Below are 16,538 nucleotides of genomic sequence, written 5' to 3' on the forward strand. Positions count from 1 at the left end.
TCGCACCTCGGTCCGACACGGACGATGTCGTGCAGCGAAGTGCCAGTAGAGGAATAGGCCATGAACGTCGAAGTGATCTCGAAGGCGACCGGCGCCGTGAACGAAGTCGCGGGCAACAGCGTCGATCTCGACGCACCGAGCATCGTCCGCCTCGATCTCACGCGTGCCCAGATCGCCGGGATGGATCGCCAGGGTCAGGATCTCGTCGTCCGCCTCGTTGACGGTCAGACCGTACGGATCGCCGATTTCTACCCCGCCAATGCGACGGTGGCGAACGACCTCGTCCTGCGCGAGCCCGACGGCCACCTCTGGGTGGCGCGTGGCAGCGGCGGCGTCCCGCGCTTCGCATCGCTACGCGACCTCGCCGACCTCACCGCCGTCGCCGGCGAGGGCGGGTCGTCGCTGGCGCTGCCCGCGATGCTGCTCGGCGGCGCCGCGGCGGCCGGCGGCATCGTCGCGATCGCCGGCGGCGGCGGCGCTGACGCCAGCGCCGCCGGCAGCGGCACGCCGACGCCGGATCCGGGCACCGGGACCGGTGTCGGCACCGGCACGCCCGACACCACGCCCCCCGCCATACCCGTCGCCGCCGTCCGCGGCGACGGCGCCGCGATCACCGGTCGTGGCGAAGCCGGCGCCACCATCACCGTCCGCGACGCCGCCGGCACCGTGATCGCCACCACCGTGGTCGCCGCCGACGGCAGCTATACCGTCGTCATCGCCCCGGCGCGGATCGACAACGAGCGGCTCACCGTCACCCAGACCGACACCGCCGGCAACGTCTCCCCCACCCTCGTCATCCAGGCGCCCGACCTCACCGCCCCGGTCGCGCCCACCGCCGCGGTCGATGCCACCGGCGCGACCGTCAGCGGCCGCGGCGAGGCCGGCGCCACCGTCACCGTCCGCGACGCCGCCGGCACCGTGCTCGGCACCGCGCTCGTCGCGGCCGACGGCAGCTACACCGTTACGCTGTCGACGCCGCAGGCCAATGGCGGCGCATTGAGCGTCAGCCAGAGCGACGCCGCCGGCAACGTCTCGCCGACCGTCGCGGTCGCCGCGCCCGACATCACCGCCCCCGCCGCACCGACCGTCGCGGTCGACGGCACCGGCACCGTCGTCACCGGCACCGGCGAGCCGGGCGCCCGCGTCACGATCACCGATCCCGCCGGCACCATACTCGCCACCGTCACAGTCGCCGCCGACGGCAGCTACAGCGCGACGCTCGCCACCGCACAGGTCAACGGCGAGCGGCTCGACGCGCGCCAGACCGACGCCGCCGGCAACGCCTCGGGCACCGCCAGCACCGTCGCCCCCGATCTCACCGCCCCGGCCCAGCCGACCGCGACGATCACCGGCGACGGCACCTCGGTCAGCGGCGCCGGCGAGGCGGGCGCACGCATCACCATCGTCAACGCCGCCGGCACCGTGCTCGGCACCGCGCTGGTCGGTGCCGACGGCACCTACCTCGTCGCGCTGACCCCGGCGCAGGCCAATGGCGAGGCGCTGACGGTGCGCGAGAGCGATGCCGCCGGCAATCAGGCGACACCGCTCGCACTCACCGCGCCCGACATCACGCCGCCCGCCGCTCCGGCCGCCACGCTCGACGCGACCGGCACCACCGTGACCGGCACCGGCGAGCCCGGCGCCACGATCGTCGTGCGGGACGCCGCCGGCACCGCGCTCGGTACGACGACGGTCGGCGCGCAGGGCGCCTATGCGGTCGTCCTCGCCACCCCGCAGATCGACAGCCAGAGCCTCGCGGTCACCCAGACCGACGCCGCCGGCAACGCCTCGCCGGCGACGCCACTCACCGCGCCCGACCTCACCGCGCCCGCCGCGCCGACCATCACGATCGCCGCCGACGGCGCGAGCGTCAGCGGCGTCGGCGAGCCGGGCGCCGCCGTCACCATCCGCGATCCGCTCGGCACGGTGATCGCCACCGCCACCGTCGCCGCCGACGGCACCTATGCCGCCACCTTGTCCACGCCGCAGATCGATGGCGAGGTGCTGAGCGTCCGCCAGGCCGATGCTGCCGGCAACCTGTCGCCCGTCGCCACCGCGACCGCGCCCGATCTGGTCGTCGACGTCCCGCCCGCCGCGCCGACCGCGGCGGTGACCGGCGACGGCATCGCGGTCACCGGCGTCGCCGCCGGCGGCGCGACGATCACGCTCTATGACGCCAACGGCGTCGCGATCGGCACCGGCACCGCCGCCGCCGACGGCAGCTACAGCGTCGCGCTGACCCCGGCGCGGCTCGACGGCGAGACGATCCGCGTCACCCAGGCGGACGCCACCGGTGCGGTGTCGCCGCCCGCGACCGCGATCGCCCCCGATCTCACCGCCCCCGCCGCGCCGACCGCGACGATCGACGCCACCGGCCAGATCGTCACCGGCACCGCCGAGGCGGGCGCGACGGTCACCGTCCGCGACGCCGGCGGCGCCGCGATCGGCACCGCCACCGCCAATACGTCCGGCGAATATGCCGTTCAGCTCGCCACGCCGCAGGCGAACGGCGGCACGCTCGCCGTCACCCAGGCGGACGGCGCGGGCAATGTGTCCGCCGCGACCGGCATCGCCGCCCCCGACACCACTGCGCCCGTCGCGCCCTCCGCCATCGTCGCGCCCGACGGCAACAGCGTCACCGGCATCGGCGAGGCCGGTGCGACCGTCACGGTCCGCGACGAAACCGGCAATCCGCTCGGCACCGCGCTCGTCGCGCCGGACGGCAGCTACACCGTCACGCTGACCGCGCAGCAGGGCGACGGCCAGACCGTCACCGTCACTCAGGCGGATCCGACCGGCAACGCCTCGCCCGCGACGACGATCACCACACCCGACTTCACCGCGCCCGGCGCACCGACCGCGTCCGTCGCCGCCGGCGGCAGCACCGTGATCGGTATCGGCGAACCCGGTGCGACCGTCACCGTCACCGCCGCCGACGGCACCGTGCTCGGCAGCGACACCGTCGCAGCCAACGGTGGCTATGCCGTCACGCTCGCCACCCCGCAGGCGAACGGCGAGGCGCTCACCGTCGTCCAGACCGATCCGGCCGGCAACGCCTCGCCCCCGCTCGCCTTCACCGCGCCCGACCTCACCCCGCCGGCGGCTCCCGCCGCGACGCTCGATGCCAGCGGCAGCATCGTCACCGGCACCGGCGAGATCGGCGCGACGGTCAGCGTCCGCGACGGCGCGGGTGCGCTGCTCGGTACCGCGATCGTCACCGCGCAGGGCAATTATTCGGTCACGCTCGCCACCCCGCAGGTCGACCGCCAGACGCTCGTCGTCGGCCAGAGCGACGCGGCCGGCAACGCCTCGCCCACCGTCGCGCTGACCGCGCCCGACATCACCGCACCGCTCGCCCCCACCGCGACGGTCGGCGGCGATGGCCTGTCGGTCACCGGCACCGGCGAGGCCGGCGCGACCATCTCGATCCGCAATCCCGTCGGGCTCGAGATCGGCACCGCCATCGTCGCTGCCGACGGAAGCTACACCGCGACGCTGTCGTCGGCGCAGGTCGATGGCGAGGTGCTCACCGTCCGCCAGACCGACCCGGCGAACAACGTGTCGCCGGTGGTCAGCGCCACCGCGCCGGACCTCGCCCCCGGCGTCGTCCCGATGCCGCCGTCGGCGACGGTGACCGGCGACGGCACCGCGGTGACCGGCCGCGCGATGGGCGCCGCGACGATCACCGTCTACAGCGCCACCGGCACCGTCATCGCCACCGGCATCGCCGCGGCCGACGGCAGCTACAGCGTCGCCCTCGCCACCCCGCGCGTCAACGGCGAGACCGTCTTCGTCACTCAGAGCGACGCGATCGGCGCTTCGCCGCCGACCACGGCGATCGCGCCCGACCTCACCGCCCCGGCGGCACCGACCGCGACGCTCGATCCGAGCGGCGCCGTCGTCACCGGCACCGGCGAGGCCGGCGCGACGATCGTCGTGCGCGACCTCAACGGCACGTCGCTCGGCACTGCCACCGTCACCACCGCCGGCAGCTATGCGGTCACGCTGTCTGCGCCGCAGGTCGATGGCCAAGTGCTCGCCGTCACCCAGGCGGACCGCACCGGCAACGTCTCGCCCGCGATCCCGCTGGTCGCGCCGGACTTCACCGCGCCGCTCGCCCCGGTCGCCAGCGTCGCCGTCGACGGCACCTTCGTCAGCGGCACCGGCGAGCCCGGCACGATCGCCATGGTCCGCGATGCCGCCGGCACGCTGCTCGGCACCGGCACCGTCGACACCACCGGCGGCTTCAACGTGCCGCTCGCCACCGCGCAGGTCGACGGCGAGAGCATCCGGGTGACGCTCACCGACGCGACCGGCAACGTCTCGCCGACCGTCACCGTCACCGCGCCCGATTTCACCGCCCCCGCCGCGCCGACGCTCGCGATCAACGGCGACGGCACCGTCGTGACCGGGACCGGCGAGGCCGGCGCGGTGGTGACGATCACCAACGCCGCCGGCGCCGCGCTCGGCACCGCGACGGTCGCGGCGGACGGCAGCTTCACCGTCACGCTCACCCCGCAGCAGAACAACGGCGGCACGCTGACCGCGACGCAGGCGGATGCCGCGAGCAACGTCTCGCTTCCCGGCACCGTCACCGCGCCCGACCTGATCGCGCCGGCCGCGCCCTCCGCGACCGTCTCCCCCGACGGCACCACCGTCACCGGCACCGGCGAGGCCGGCGCGCGGATCGTCGTCACCGATCCCGCCGGTGCGCCGATCGGCGTCACCGTCGTCGCCGCCGACGGCAGCTACGCCGTCACCCTCTCCACCCCGCAGGCCAATGGCGAGCGGCTGCTCGCCACCCAGACCGACGGCGGCGGCAACGTCTCGCCGCCGATCGCGGCGCTCGCCCCCGACATCACGCCGCCCGCCGCGCCGACGCTTGCCATCGCCGGAGACGGCACGCTCGCCAGCGGCATCGGCGAGGCCAATGCGACCGTCACCGTCACCGGCCCCGGCGGCTTCGTCGCCACCGTGACCGCCGACTCCGCCGGCAATTTCAGCGTCCCCCTCTCGCCGGCACGGCTGAACGGCGAAGGCTTCACCGCGATCCAGGTCGACGGCGGCGGCAACGCCTCCCCCGTCGCGACCGCGACCGCCCCCGACACCACGGCACCGCTTGCCCCCACCGGCACGGTCGCCGGCGACGGCGCGAGCATCACCGGCTTCGGCGAGGCCGGCGCGACCGTCACCGCCACCGGCGTTGCCGGCACGGTGCTCGGCACCGCGGTGGTCGCGGCGGACGGCAGCTTCACGATCCCGCTCGCCACCGCGCAGATCGACGGCGAACCGCTCACCATCCGGCAGGCCGACCCCACCGGCAACACGTCGCCGGGCTTCGCGCTCACCGCGCCGGACCTCGTCGCCCCCGCCGCCCCCACCGCGACCGTCGCGGCCGGCGGCGCCAGCGTCAGCGGCTTCGGGGAAGCCGGCGCAACCATCGTCGTCACCGCTCCGGGCGGCACCGAACTGGGCCGCACCGTCGCCGCCGCCGACGGCAGCTACACCGTGGCGCTCTCCACCGCGCAGACCAACGGCGAGCTGCTCGGCGTCCGCCAGAGCGACGGCGGCGGCGTTTCGCCGGTCACCGCTACGATCGCCCCCGATACCACGCCCCCCGCCGCGCCGGTCGCGACGGTGACGGCGGACGGCGTCTTGGTCACCGGCACCGGCGAACCCGGCGCCACCGTGACCGTCCTCGGCGCAGGCAACGTGCCGCTCGGCACCGCGGTGGTCGACCCGGATCGCAGCTATACGGTACAGCTCACCCAGCCGCAGACCGGCGGCCAGACGCTGACCGTCACGCAGAGCGACACCAGCGGCAACGTCTCGATCCCCACCACCGCCGGCGCACCGCTGCTGGCCGGACCGGCCCCGCTCACCGCCACCGTATCGCCCGACGGCACCACCGTGACCGGTACCGGCGCCGCCGGCGCCGCGATCACCGTCACGCTCAACGGCACCGCGCTCGGCACGGTCACCGCGGCCGGCGACGGCAGCTACACGATCGGCCTGTCCACCCCGCAGCGCAACGGCGAGACGCTCACCGTCGTGCAGGCGATCGCCAACGGCCCCGCCACGTCGGTCCTGGCGCTCGCCCCCGACATCACCGCGCCCGCCGCGCCGACCGCCACGGTGATCGCCGCCGGCAGTCAGGTGACCGGCACCGGCGAGCCCGGCGCGACGGTGACGATCCGTGCCGGCGGCGTCGACCTCGGCACCGCGCTGGTCACCACCTCGGGCAGCTATCTGGTCACCCTCGCCACGCCGCAGCGCAACGGCGAGACGCTGACCGCGGTCCAGACCGACGCGGCGCGCAACGTCTCGGCCGGGATCACCGTCGTCGCGCCCGACATCACCGCGCCCGCGGCGCCCGCCGCGCTGGCGGTCAACCCGACCGGCACGACGCTCACCGGCACCGGCGAAATCGGCGCCCGCGTCGAGGTGCGCAGCGGCACGAGCCTCCTCGGCCAAGGCGTCGTCGGCGCCGACGGCAGCTTCACCGTCACGCTGACCACGCCGCAGGTCGCCGGCGCGACGCTGGCGGTGACCCTGGCCGATGCCGCCGGCAACGTCTCGGGCGCCGCGACGGTCGTCGCGCCGTTCGATATCCAGGCGTTCGGCAACGCCGCGACGGCGACGATCGACCTGCTGCCGGTGGTCGCCGCCGCGCCGACCGCGATCGGCAGCGCCAACTACCTCGCCTTGGTCTCCGCCGGCGTGCTCAACCTGCAGGCGCAGGTGCTCGGCACGCCCAGCGTCCGCTTCACGGTGCAGGACGGCCACAACCTCGCCGCCAGCTTCACCTATGACGCGACGCTCAACATCGGCGTCACCAGCGGCTATAGCGTCGTCGTCCAGCGCTTCGACGGCACGCAATGGGTTGCAGTCAACGGCGCTCCGGGCGGCTCTCTGCTCGAACTCGGCCTGCTGAACGGCAACCTCACCGCCAGCCAGACGCTCACGCCCGGCGAATATCGCGCCTTCCTCACCTATCAAAGCGGGCTCGGCGTCGGCGTCGGCCTGCTCGGCAACCTCGCGGTCAGCGGCACCGACATCGACTATACCGATGTCGGCGGGGTGCGCCCGGTCGCGGCGACCGGCAACGTCATCACCGATCCCGGTGTCGGCGGTGCGGTCGACGTGGTCTCGCCCGGCACGCACGTGACCAGCGTCACCAACACCGTCACCGGCGCGACCGTCGCCGTCACCGCGGACGGCACCGTCGTCGACGGGGAATGGGGTACGCTGGTGATCAACCTCGACGGCAGCTACAGCTACACGCCCGATGCGAATGCGGCGGCGATCGGCCATACCGACGTCTTCAGCTATGCGATCATCGACCCGAGCGACAATGAGGTGGAGCGCGCCAATCTGTCGATCACCGTCGGCAGCGGCGCGATCACCGGCGCCCCGGTCGCCGTCGCCGATGTCGCGGTGGCGCCGGTCACTTATGCCAACGTCGTCGAGGCGGCGGCGCCGATCACCTACAGCTTCACCGCGACCCCCGCGGTGCAGGTGCCGCTGTTGCCGGTCGCGGTCGGCTCGCACGGCGAGCGGACCGACACGTTCTCGGTCGCGCCCAACACCGATGCGGACATCACCATCCGCGCCTCCACGGTAGGCCTGCTCAGCGTCGCCCCCACCTATACGCTGACGCTGACCAATCTCACCGCCGGCACCACCCAGACGATCACCAACTTGGCGCTCGTCGGCGTCGGCAGCGCCAGCACCAGCTTCACGCTCAACGACCTGCCGGCGGGCAATTACCGCTATACGCTCGCCGCCGACGCGCTGGTCGGCACGCGGTTCGACACCAGCGTCACGCTGGACCGCACGACGACGCTGCTCGACCGCCATGTCGTCGTCAGCCCGGCAGCGGTGGAGGGCAGCCTGCTCGCCAACGACGACGCCCATTCGAGCTTCGTCGCGGTCCGCGTCGCCACCGGCAGCACCTTTACGGAGGTCGGCAACACCCCGCTCGTCATCAACGGCGCGCACGGCACGCTGACCGTCGATGAGGTCGGCCATTACGTCTACCAGCCGAGTACGACGCTGGCCTATTCGACCACCGACCTGACCGACTCGTTCACCTACCAGTTGGTGCAGCCCAACGGAGTCGCCGCAACCACGACTCTGACCGTCACGATCGACGTGCCGGGCGACAATGCCTCGGCGATGGTCCATTACGCGGTCGCACCCGTCTACAGTATCGAACCCGATGTGGTTTCACTGGATACGCACGCGGTGACCGCCGATGCCCATCTCGCCACCGCACCCGCGGTCGCCGCGACGGGCGATGGCGCGGCGATCGGGCTTGCCACCTACGAGCTTTTCGAAGGGCGCGGCGAACTGGAGGATGTGCTCTCGCACTATCTCGCCACGCAGCAGAATGGCATCCACGCCGATGCGTCGGGCGCCGATCACAGCGCGGCAGTGGTACCGGTCGCCGCCGCGGTGGTCGCCGACCCGCTCGACTATCTCGCGACGCTGGATGATCAGACGCATCATGCAACTACTGTCAATCATGTTGTTTAAGCACCTCAAACTGCATCTAAAGTATTGATGACAAAGGGCTGAATTCTACTCTTTGTTAAGCAACCGGGCCTCTTTTGCACGGCAAGAGAGGACCCGGTTGCGATGCGTTTTCCGAGACGGTTACCCAGACTATTGGCTGCGACGGGCGCGGTGATGACCGTCGCCCTCGCCGGCAGCGGCATGGCCGCGGATGCTCCCGTCCCGGTCACGCTGGAAAGCGCCGCGCGCGACGCCGTCGCCTGGCATCCCTCGGTGATCGAGGCCGCCGGCACGCTCGCCGCCAGCGGCGAGGAGGTCGCCGCGGCCCGCGCCGGCTATCTGCCGACGGTCAGCGCCGGGCTCGGCAGCGGCTATGACAGCCGCGTGTCGAGCACCTGGTCGCCGCGCCCGCAATTCAGCGCGTCGCAGATGCTCTACGACTTCGGCAAGGTGTCGAGCGACGTCGCCGCCGCCCGCGCCGGCACCCGCGCCAGCCGCGCCGAGATGCTGCTCGCGGTCGACACGTTGGTCCGCAACACCGCTTATGCGATCATCGAACTGCAGCGCGCCACCGCGCAGCGGGCCATCGCCCGCGATCAGGCCGATCGCATCCGCCAGATCAGCGCACTCGTCGGCCAGCGCTCGACGATGGGCGCCGCCACCCGGTCGGACGCCTTGCAGGCGCAGGCCCGCGTCGAGGCGGCCGAAGCCAGCCTCACCCAGGTCGAGGCGGAGGAGCGGCGCTGGACCAGCAACCTCGCCTTCCTGCTCGGCCATCCCGCGCCCGCCGGCGTGTCGGCCGACGTACCCGGCTGGCTGATGCAGGGCTGCGCCGGCCCCGCGCCGTCGTGGCAGAGCGTGCCCGCGGTCGCCGCCGCCGATGCCGAGACCGAGCGCGCCGCCGCCAACCTGCGCCGCAGCCGCGCCGACCGCTATCCGACGCTGTCGTTCGGCGGCGATGCCTCGACCGACGTCAATTCGCCGTTCGGCGACCGCAGCATCTACAATTTCGGCCTGCGCGTCACGAGCAACATTTTCGCCGGCGGCCTCACCAAGGCGCGGGTGCGCAGCGCCGCCTATCGCCTCGACGCCGCCGAGGCGAGCGCGCGGCGCGTCCGCAACGAGAGCAGCCAGCAGCTCGCCGAGGCGCAGCAGCAGATCGACAGCCTCTCGCGCCTCGCCACCACGCTGGCCTCGCGCGAGGACAATATGCGCGAGACCGGCCGCCTCTACCGCATTCAGTATCTCGAAATGGGAACCCGCACCTTGGTCGATCTGCTCAACGCCGAACAGGAGCTGCAACAGGTGCGCTTCGACGCGGTCAACACCACCCAGAACCTGCGCCGCCTGCAGATCGACTGCCTCTACGTCTCGGGCCGGATGCGCGACGCCTTCGGCCTGTCTGGCACCTCGGTACGCGGGGTGACGCTTTGACCGCGGCGATCGCTCCGGCGGCGCCCGTCGCCGTCGACGGCTGGCTCGAACTGCTCGCCCGCGTCGCCCGCCACTATCGCCTGCCCGTCTCCGAACAGCGTGCGCGCCTCGCCGCGCAATGGGATCTCGGCGGCGACGAGGACGCGCGCATCCTCGCGCTCGCCCGCGCCACCGGTCTCACCGTCCGCTTCTCGACGCCGCAGGAGGTCAAGCTCAGCGGCTGGCGCCTGCCGATGATCGTCCGCCTCGCCGACGGCGAGATCGCCCTGATCGACGGCATCGACGGCGACGATCAGGCGCGGCTGGTGCTGCCCGGCGACCGCGGCGGCCAGACCCGCCTGTCGCTGGCCGAGCTGCGCGCCGCCGCCACCGGCTTCGTCGTACCGCGGCCGTCGCGCTCCTCGCCCGACGCGCGCGTCGACACCTATATCCGCCCGTTCGAGGATCACTGGCTGCGCCAGATTCTGATGCGCGACGCTCCCGCCTACGGCCATGTGATGGTCGCCTCGGTCGTCACCAACCTGCTCGGCCTCGCCGGCGTGCTGTTCTCGATGCAGGTCTACGACCGCGTCGTGCCCGCGGCGTCGATCCCGACGCTGACCATCCTGTTCGTCGGCGTGCTCGTCTCGATCGCCTTCGATTTCGCCTTGCGGCGGCTGCGCACCAACATCGTCGACGTGCTCGGCAAGCGCGCCGATCTGCGCATCTCCGACCGGGTCTTCGGCCACGCGCTGCGCGTCCGCAACCAGTCGCGCCCGGCCTCGACCGGCACCTTCATCGCCCAGCTCCGCGACCTCGACCAGGTCCGCGACATGCTCACCTCGACGACGATCGCCACCGTCGCCGACCTTCCTTTCTTCCTGATGTTCCTCGGCCTGCTCTGGTACATCGGCGGCCTGCTCGCGCTGGTGCCGGTCGTCGCGCTCGTCCTGCTCCTTCTCCCCGGCCTGCTCGCCCAGCGCCGCCTGCGCATGCTGGCGACCGAATCGATGCGCGAATCTTCGCTGCGCAACGCGATGCTGGTCGAGGCGGTACAGGGCATCGAGGACATCAAGGCGCTCCAGGCGGAGGACCGCTTCCACCAGCAGTGGAACCACTACAATGCCGTCGCCGGCGAGGCGCAATTGCGCCTGCGCGGTCTCACCAACGGCCTGTCGGTGTGGACGCAGAGCGTGCAGAACGGCGTCTATGCCGCGATCATCTTCGTCGGCGCGCCGCTCGTCATCTCGGGCAGCATCACCACCGGTGTGCTCGTCGCCACCTCGATCCTCGGCTCGCGGATGATGGCGCCGATGGCGCAGGTCACGCAACTTCTCGGCCGCTGGCAGCACGCCAAGGTCGCGATGGGCAGCCTCAACCAGATCATGGCTCTGCCGGTCGACAGCGCCGATGCCGACCATCGCATCCCGCTGCCCGCGGTCACCGGCGCCTTCACCCTGCGCTCGGCGGTGTTCACCTACGCCGATCCCAACGCGCCGCCCGCGCTCACCGTCGCCGGGCTGGAGATCGCCGCGGGCGAACGGATCGCGCTGCTTGGCCGCAACGGTGCCGGCAAGTCGACCCTGCTCCAAGGCCTGTCGGGCATGCTGCAACCCGTCTCGGGCGAGGTGCTGCTCGACGGTCTCGCGCTGCATCAGATCGATCCCGCCGACGTCCGCCGCGACGTCGGACTGCTCACCCAGTCGAGCCGGCTGTTCCACGGCACGCTGCGGGAGAACCTGACCCTCGGCGCCCCGTCGGCATCCGATACCGAGATCATGGCGGTGCTCGCCATGGTCGGGGCCGACGCGATGCTCCGCCGGATGCGCGACGGCCTCGGCCATGTCGTGCAGGAGGGCGGGCGTGGCCTGTCGGGCGGGCAGGTGCAGGCGCTGCTGCTCGCGCGGCTGCTGCTCCGCCAGCCGATGGTCGCGCTGCTCGACGAGCCCACTGCGGCGATGGACGAGGCGACCGAACGCCACTTCATCCAGCGACTCGGCGAATGGGGCCGCGACCGGACGCTCGTCGTCGCCACCCACCGGATGCGGATGCTCGATATCGTCGACCGGATCATCATCATCGACCAGGGCGGCGTCATCCTCGACGGCCCGCGCGACCAGATCCTCGCCACGATGCGTGGCACAAGGAGTGCAGCGGCATGATCAGCATCACCGCCGACGACGACCATCTGTTCGGCGGCGACGGCGAGGCCGCGCGCCTCACCGCGACCCGCCTGATCTGGCTGCTCGCCGCCCTGTTCGTCGCCGCGCTCGGCTGGGCCTGGTTCGCCAGCCTCGACGAGGTCGCGACCGGCGAGGCGCGCGTCGTGCCGACCAGCCGCGAACAGGTGCTGCAATCGCTCGAGGGCGGCATCCTCGCCAAATTGCTCGTCCATCAGGACGATATCGTCAAACCGGGCCAGTTGCTCGCGCAGCTCGACCCGACGCAGGCGGGCTCCACCGTCGAGGAAAGCGCCGCGAAATACCGCGCCGCGCTCGCCAGCGCCGGCCGGCTGCAGGCCGAGGCCAACGATACGCCGCTGCGCTTCTCCCCCGAGCTCGACCGCTTTCCCGAGCTCAAGGCGGCGGAAACCAGCCTCTACGAGACCCGCCGCCGCAGCCTGCAATCCTCGATTCAGTTGATCGACCAGAGCCTCGCGCTGATCGGCCGCGAAGTGTCGATCGGCCAGTCGCTGATCACCGTCGGCGCGGCGAGCAACGTCGAGGTGCTGCGCCTGCAACGCCAGCGCGCCGAGCTCGAACTCAAGAAGGCCGACCTGCGCTCGCAATATATGGTCGAGGCGCGGCAGGACCTCGCCAAGGTCATGGAACAGGTCGACTCGCTCGGCCCCGTCGTCCGCGGCCGCTCCGACACGCTGAGCCGCCTCACGCTGCGCTCGCCCGTGCGCGGCGTGGTCAAGAACATCGAGGTGTCGACGATCGGCGGCGTCATTCCGCCCAACGGCAAGGTCATGGAGATCGTGCCGCTCGACGAACGCCTGCTGATCGAGGCGCGCATCCAGCCGCGCGACATCGCCTTCATCCGTCCCGGCCAGGCCGCCAAGGTCAAGGTCACGGCCTATGACTATTCGATCTACGGCGGCCTCGACGGCGTCGTCACCACCATCTCGCCCGACACGATCCGCGACGAGGTGAAGCCCGACGTGCTCTATTATCGCGTCTTCGTCCGCACCAAATCCGATTCGCTGACCAACAAGGCGGGTCGTCGCTTTCCGATCACCCCCGGCATGGTCGCCACCGTCGACATCCACACCGGCAGCAAGACCGTGCTGCAATATCTGCTCAAACCCCTCAACCGTGCGCAGGAGGCGCTGCGCGAACGATGAGCCCGCCCCTCGACCACGCCGCCCTCGCCGGCGCCACCCCGCTCGACGGCGGTGACGCCACCGCGACCTTCTCGCCCGTGCTGCTCGCCCGCGCACGTCAGGCCCGTCAGCTGCGGGCGCGGATGAGCCACTTCCTGCCGCGCGACCTGCTCGTCGATCCCGCCTGGGACATGATGATCGACCTGTTCGTCGCCGCCGGCACCGGCGAGCGGCTGTACGTCAAGGACCTGACGCTGATGTCCGGCGAGAGCACGACCAGCGCGATGCGCCGCATCGACCGGTTGCAGGAGGCCGAACTGCTGTCGCGCCACCCCGACCCGACCGATCATCGCCGCGTCCGCGTCCGGCTGACCGGCAAGGGCTATACCGCGATGGCGGCGATGCTCGAACATCTGTTCGACACGCCCGACGGGACCGAGGCCCCCGCCGATCCGCGCACCTTCCGCCCCGGCCCGGTGCGGCGCTAGGTGGATCGGACGGCATGACCCAGCCCCCCGCCCCCGGCCATCTCGCCGACCTGCAAACCGCCTTCGAGGATGGCCGCCTCTCCGGCGTCGACGGCAGCGCGCGCGATTGCCCGTTCGATCACAGCTCGGTGCTGATCCTCGCCGCCTGGCACGCCGGCTTCTCGCATGGCCGGCTCCAGGCGCGCGATATGCCCTCGCCGCCGCCGCAATGGCCGCCACATTGAGGTTAACCGTTCGTCTTATTTAACCTATTTAAGTGGTTAATGGGTGGAACGGCGACAAATGGGTGGAGTTGGACGCGGATGATCGATCCTGCCGACTCTGTCTTCGCCTTCGAGGAGGGGGATCACCTCACGCGCATCCACCTCAAGCTCGCGCTCGAGGACATCGGCTTCGTCGTGTGCGAGGAGGACGAGACGATCCACCTGCTGCACAAAGCGGAATGCGAAAATCGGGATGGCGCCGCCCAGCGCTGACGGCGCGTTATCCGACGCGACCGATCGGACTACCGAGGTTCGAGCGATCTCCACTTTGAGGCCGTCACCCCGGACCCGTTCCGGGGTCCACCAGTCCGCAAGAGAAGGTATCACCTCAAGCCTTTCTCCTCGCCGCAGAGTAGACCCCGGAACCAGTCCGGGGTGACGGGATGAGCTAGGCAAGGTCAGGTCAAACACAAACGACCATAAGCAACCACAACCCGGTCAGGCGTCGATCGCCTCCTCGTCCAGCCGCGCCGCATTCTCCTGGATGAAGGCGAAGCGGTGCGCCGGATTGTTGCCCATCAGCCGGTCGACGAGGTCCTTCACCCCGGCGCGCTCCTCATATTCCTGCGGCAGGGTGATGCGGATCATGCCGCGCGTCTTGGGGTCCATCGTCGTCTCGCGAAGCTGGCCGGGGTTCATCTCGCCCAGCCCCTTGAACCGCGCCACCTCGACCTTCTTGCCCTTGAACGCGGTCTTCTCCAGCTCGGCGCGATGCGCATCGTCGCGCGCGTACAGCGACTTGGCGCCGACCGTCAGCCGGTAGAGCGGCGGCTGCGCCAGATACAGATGCCCGCGCCGCACCAGATCGGGCATCTCCTGGAAGAAGAAGGTCATCAGCAACGTCGCGATATGCGCACCGTCGACGTCGGCGTCGGTCATGATGACGACGCGCTCGTAGCGGAGCTGGCTCGCGTCGCAATCCTTGCGCGTGCCGCAGCCCAGCGCCTGGATCAGATCGGCGATCTCCTGATTGGCGACGATCTTGGCGCTGGTCGCGCTGGCGACGTTGAGGATCTTGCCGCGGATCGGCAGGATCGCCTGCGTCTTGCGGTCGCGCGCCTGTTTCGCCGAGCCGCCCGCCGAATCGCCCTCGACGATGAACAGCTCGGTACCCTCGTTGCCGTCGTTGGCGCAGTCGGTAAGCTTTCCGGGCAGGCGCAGCTTGCGCGCGCTGGTCGCGGTCTTGCGCTTGACCTCGCGCTCCTGCTTGCGGCGCAGCCGCTCGTCCATCCGTTCGAGGACATAGCCGAGCAGCGCCTTGCCGCGCTCCATATTATGGCCCAGCCAATGGTCGAAATGGTCGCGTACCGCCTTTTCGACCAGCCCCGCCGCCTCCGGGCTGGTGAGGCGGTCCTTGGTCTGGCTCTGGAATTGCGGATCGCGGATGAAGACGCTGAGCATCAGCTCGCTGCCAACCATCACGTCGTCGGCGGTGATCTCCTTGGCCTTCTTCTGGTGGATCAGCTCGCCGAAGGCGCGCAGGCCGCGCACCAGCGCCTGCCGCAGCCCCTGTTCGTGCGTGCCGCCGTCGGGGGTCGGGATCGTGTTGCAATACCAGCTGTAGCTGCCGTCGCTCCACAGCGGCCAGGCGACCGCCCATTCGACACGGCCCTGTGCGCCGGGGAAATCCTGATTGCCCGCGAAGAAGTCCGACGTCGCGCACTCGCGCCCGCCGACCTGTTCCTTGAGGTGGTCGGCGAGGCCGCCGGGGAATTGGAACACCGCCTCGGCCGGCGTGTCGGTCCCCTCGACCAGCTCGGGCGCGCAATGCCAGCGGATCTCGACCCCGGCGAACAGATAGGCCTTCGACCGCGCGAGCTGGTAGAGCCGCTTGGGCTTGAACGCGAGTTCCGGCCCGAAGATCTCGGTATCGGGGGTGAAGGCGACCGAGGTGCCGCGCCGGTTGGGTGCCGCACCGACATGCTCCAATGGCCCCTGCGTCACGCCGCGGCTGAACCGCTGGCGATACAATTGCCGCTCGCGCGCCACCTCAACCAGCGTGTCCGACGACAGCGCGTTGACCACCGACACGCCGACGCCGTGCAGACCGCCGCTGGTCGCATAGGCCTTGCCGGCGAACTTGCCGCCCGAGTGCAGCGTCGACAGGATCACCTCGAGCGCGCTCTTGTCGGGAAACTTGGGGTGCGGGTCGACCGGAATGCCGCGGCCATTGTCGGTGATCGTCAGGCGGTTGCCCGGCTCCAGCGTCACCTCGATCCGCGTCGCATGGCCGGCAACCGCCTCGTCCATCGCATTGTCGAGCACTTCGGCGGCGAGATGGTGCAGCGCGCGCTCGTCGGTGCCGCCGACGTACATGCCGGGGCGGCGGCGGACGGGTTCCAGCCCCTCCAGCACCTCGATCGAAGATGCGTCGTAATTGCTCTCGGGCGCCGCGGCGGACGCAAAAAGGTCTTTGGCCATTACCGGGAACCATAAGGGAACATCGTCGCCGATACCAGCGCCCGGCAATAGCGATGCAGCCGCCTCATGTTGCTCGAATATGTCTATGCTGATGCATGAATGCCACACTTT

General features: G+C 71.3%; 8 protein-coding genes. 7 read left to right on the plus strand and 1 reads right to left on the minus strand.

Annotation, left to right across the window (positions count from 1 at the left end; translation table 11 throughout):
* Nucleotides 1-60: 60 nt before the first annotated feature.
* From FFS23_RS08670 to FFS23_RS20070, 7 genes are all read left to right on the plus strand, one after another.
* Nucleotides 61-8,538 carry a BapA/Bap/LapF family large adhesin gene (locus FFS23_RS08670; protein ID WP_137898289.1) on the plus strand — a complete coding sequence of 2,826 codons (8,478 nt, stop codon included), beginning with the start codon at nucleotides 61-63 and terminating at the stop codon, nucleotides 8,536-8,538.
* Between the two features lie 153 nt (nucleotides 8,539-8,691).
* A complete protein-coding gene (locus tag FFS23_RS08675; RefSeq protein WP_137898290.1) occupies nucleotides 8,692-9,951 on the plus strand; it encodes a TolC family protein in 1,260 nt (419 codons plus the stop codon).
* Entirely contained in the window at nucleotides 9,948-12,092 is a 2,145-nt protein-coding gene (locus tag FFS23_RS08680) for a type I secretion system permease/ATPase (protein WP_137898291.1), read from the plus strand. Before FFS23_RS08675 ends, FFS23_RS08680 begins: the two co-directional genes overlap by 4 nt.
* Nucleotides 12,089-13,276: an HlyD family type I secretion periplasmic adaptor subunit gene (locus tag FFS23_RS08685; RefSeq protein WP_137898292.1), complete on the plus strand. Its 1,188-nt coding sequence runs from the start codon at nucleotides 12,089-12,091 to the stop codon at nucleotides 13,274-13,276. The genes FFS23_RS08680 and FFS23_RS08685 overlap by 4 nt, the downstream gene beginning before the upstream one ends.
* Nucleotides 13,273-13,743: a MarR family winged helix-turn-helix transcriptional regulator gene (locus FFS23_RS08690; protein ID WP_052075607.1), complete on the plus strand. Its 471-nt coding sequence runs from the start codon at nucleotides 13,273-13,275 to the stop codon at nucleotides 13,741-13,743. Before FFS23_RS08685 ends, FFS23_RS08690 begins: the two co-directional genes overlap by 4 nt.
* Before the next feature lie 14 nt (nucleotides 13,744-13,757).
* Nucleotides 13,758-13,967 (plus strand): hypothetical protein, encoded by a 210-nt coding sequence (locus tag FFS23_RS08695; RefSeq protein ID WP_038662501.1) that lies wholly within the window; start codon nucleotides 13,758-13,760, stop codon nucleotides 13,965-13,967.
* A 78-nt stretch (nucleotides 13,968-14,045) separates the two neighbouring features.
* The gene (locus FFS23_RS20070) at nucleotides 14,046-14,219 is read left to right on the plus strand and encodes a hypothetical protein (protein ID WP_171009432.1); all 174 of its coding nucleotides are present in this window, start codon (nucleotides 14,046-14,048) and stop codon (nucleotides 14,217-14,219) included.
* A 225-nt stretch (nucleotides 14,220-14,444) separates the two neighbouring features.
* Here the strand turns inward: FFS23_RS20070 and parE are convergent, their stop codons facing one another.
* Nucleotides 14,445-16,427 carry a DNA topoisomerase IV subunit B gene (gene parE / locus FFS23_RS08700; protein WP_137898293.1) on the minus strand — a complete coding sequence of 661 codons (1,983 nt, stop codon included), beginning with the start codon at nucleotides 16,425-16,427 and terminating at the stop codon, nucleotides 14,445-14,447.
* Nucleotides 16,428-16,538 lie beyond the last annotated feature (111 nt).

Origin of the sequence: Sphingomonas sp. 2SG (genome assembly GCF_005503285.1) — a bacterium.
GTDB classification, from domain to species: Bacteria; Pseudomonadota; Alphaproteobacteria; order Sphingomonadales; family Sphingomonadaceae; genus Sphingomonas; species Sphingomonas taxi.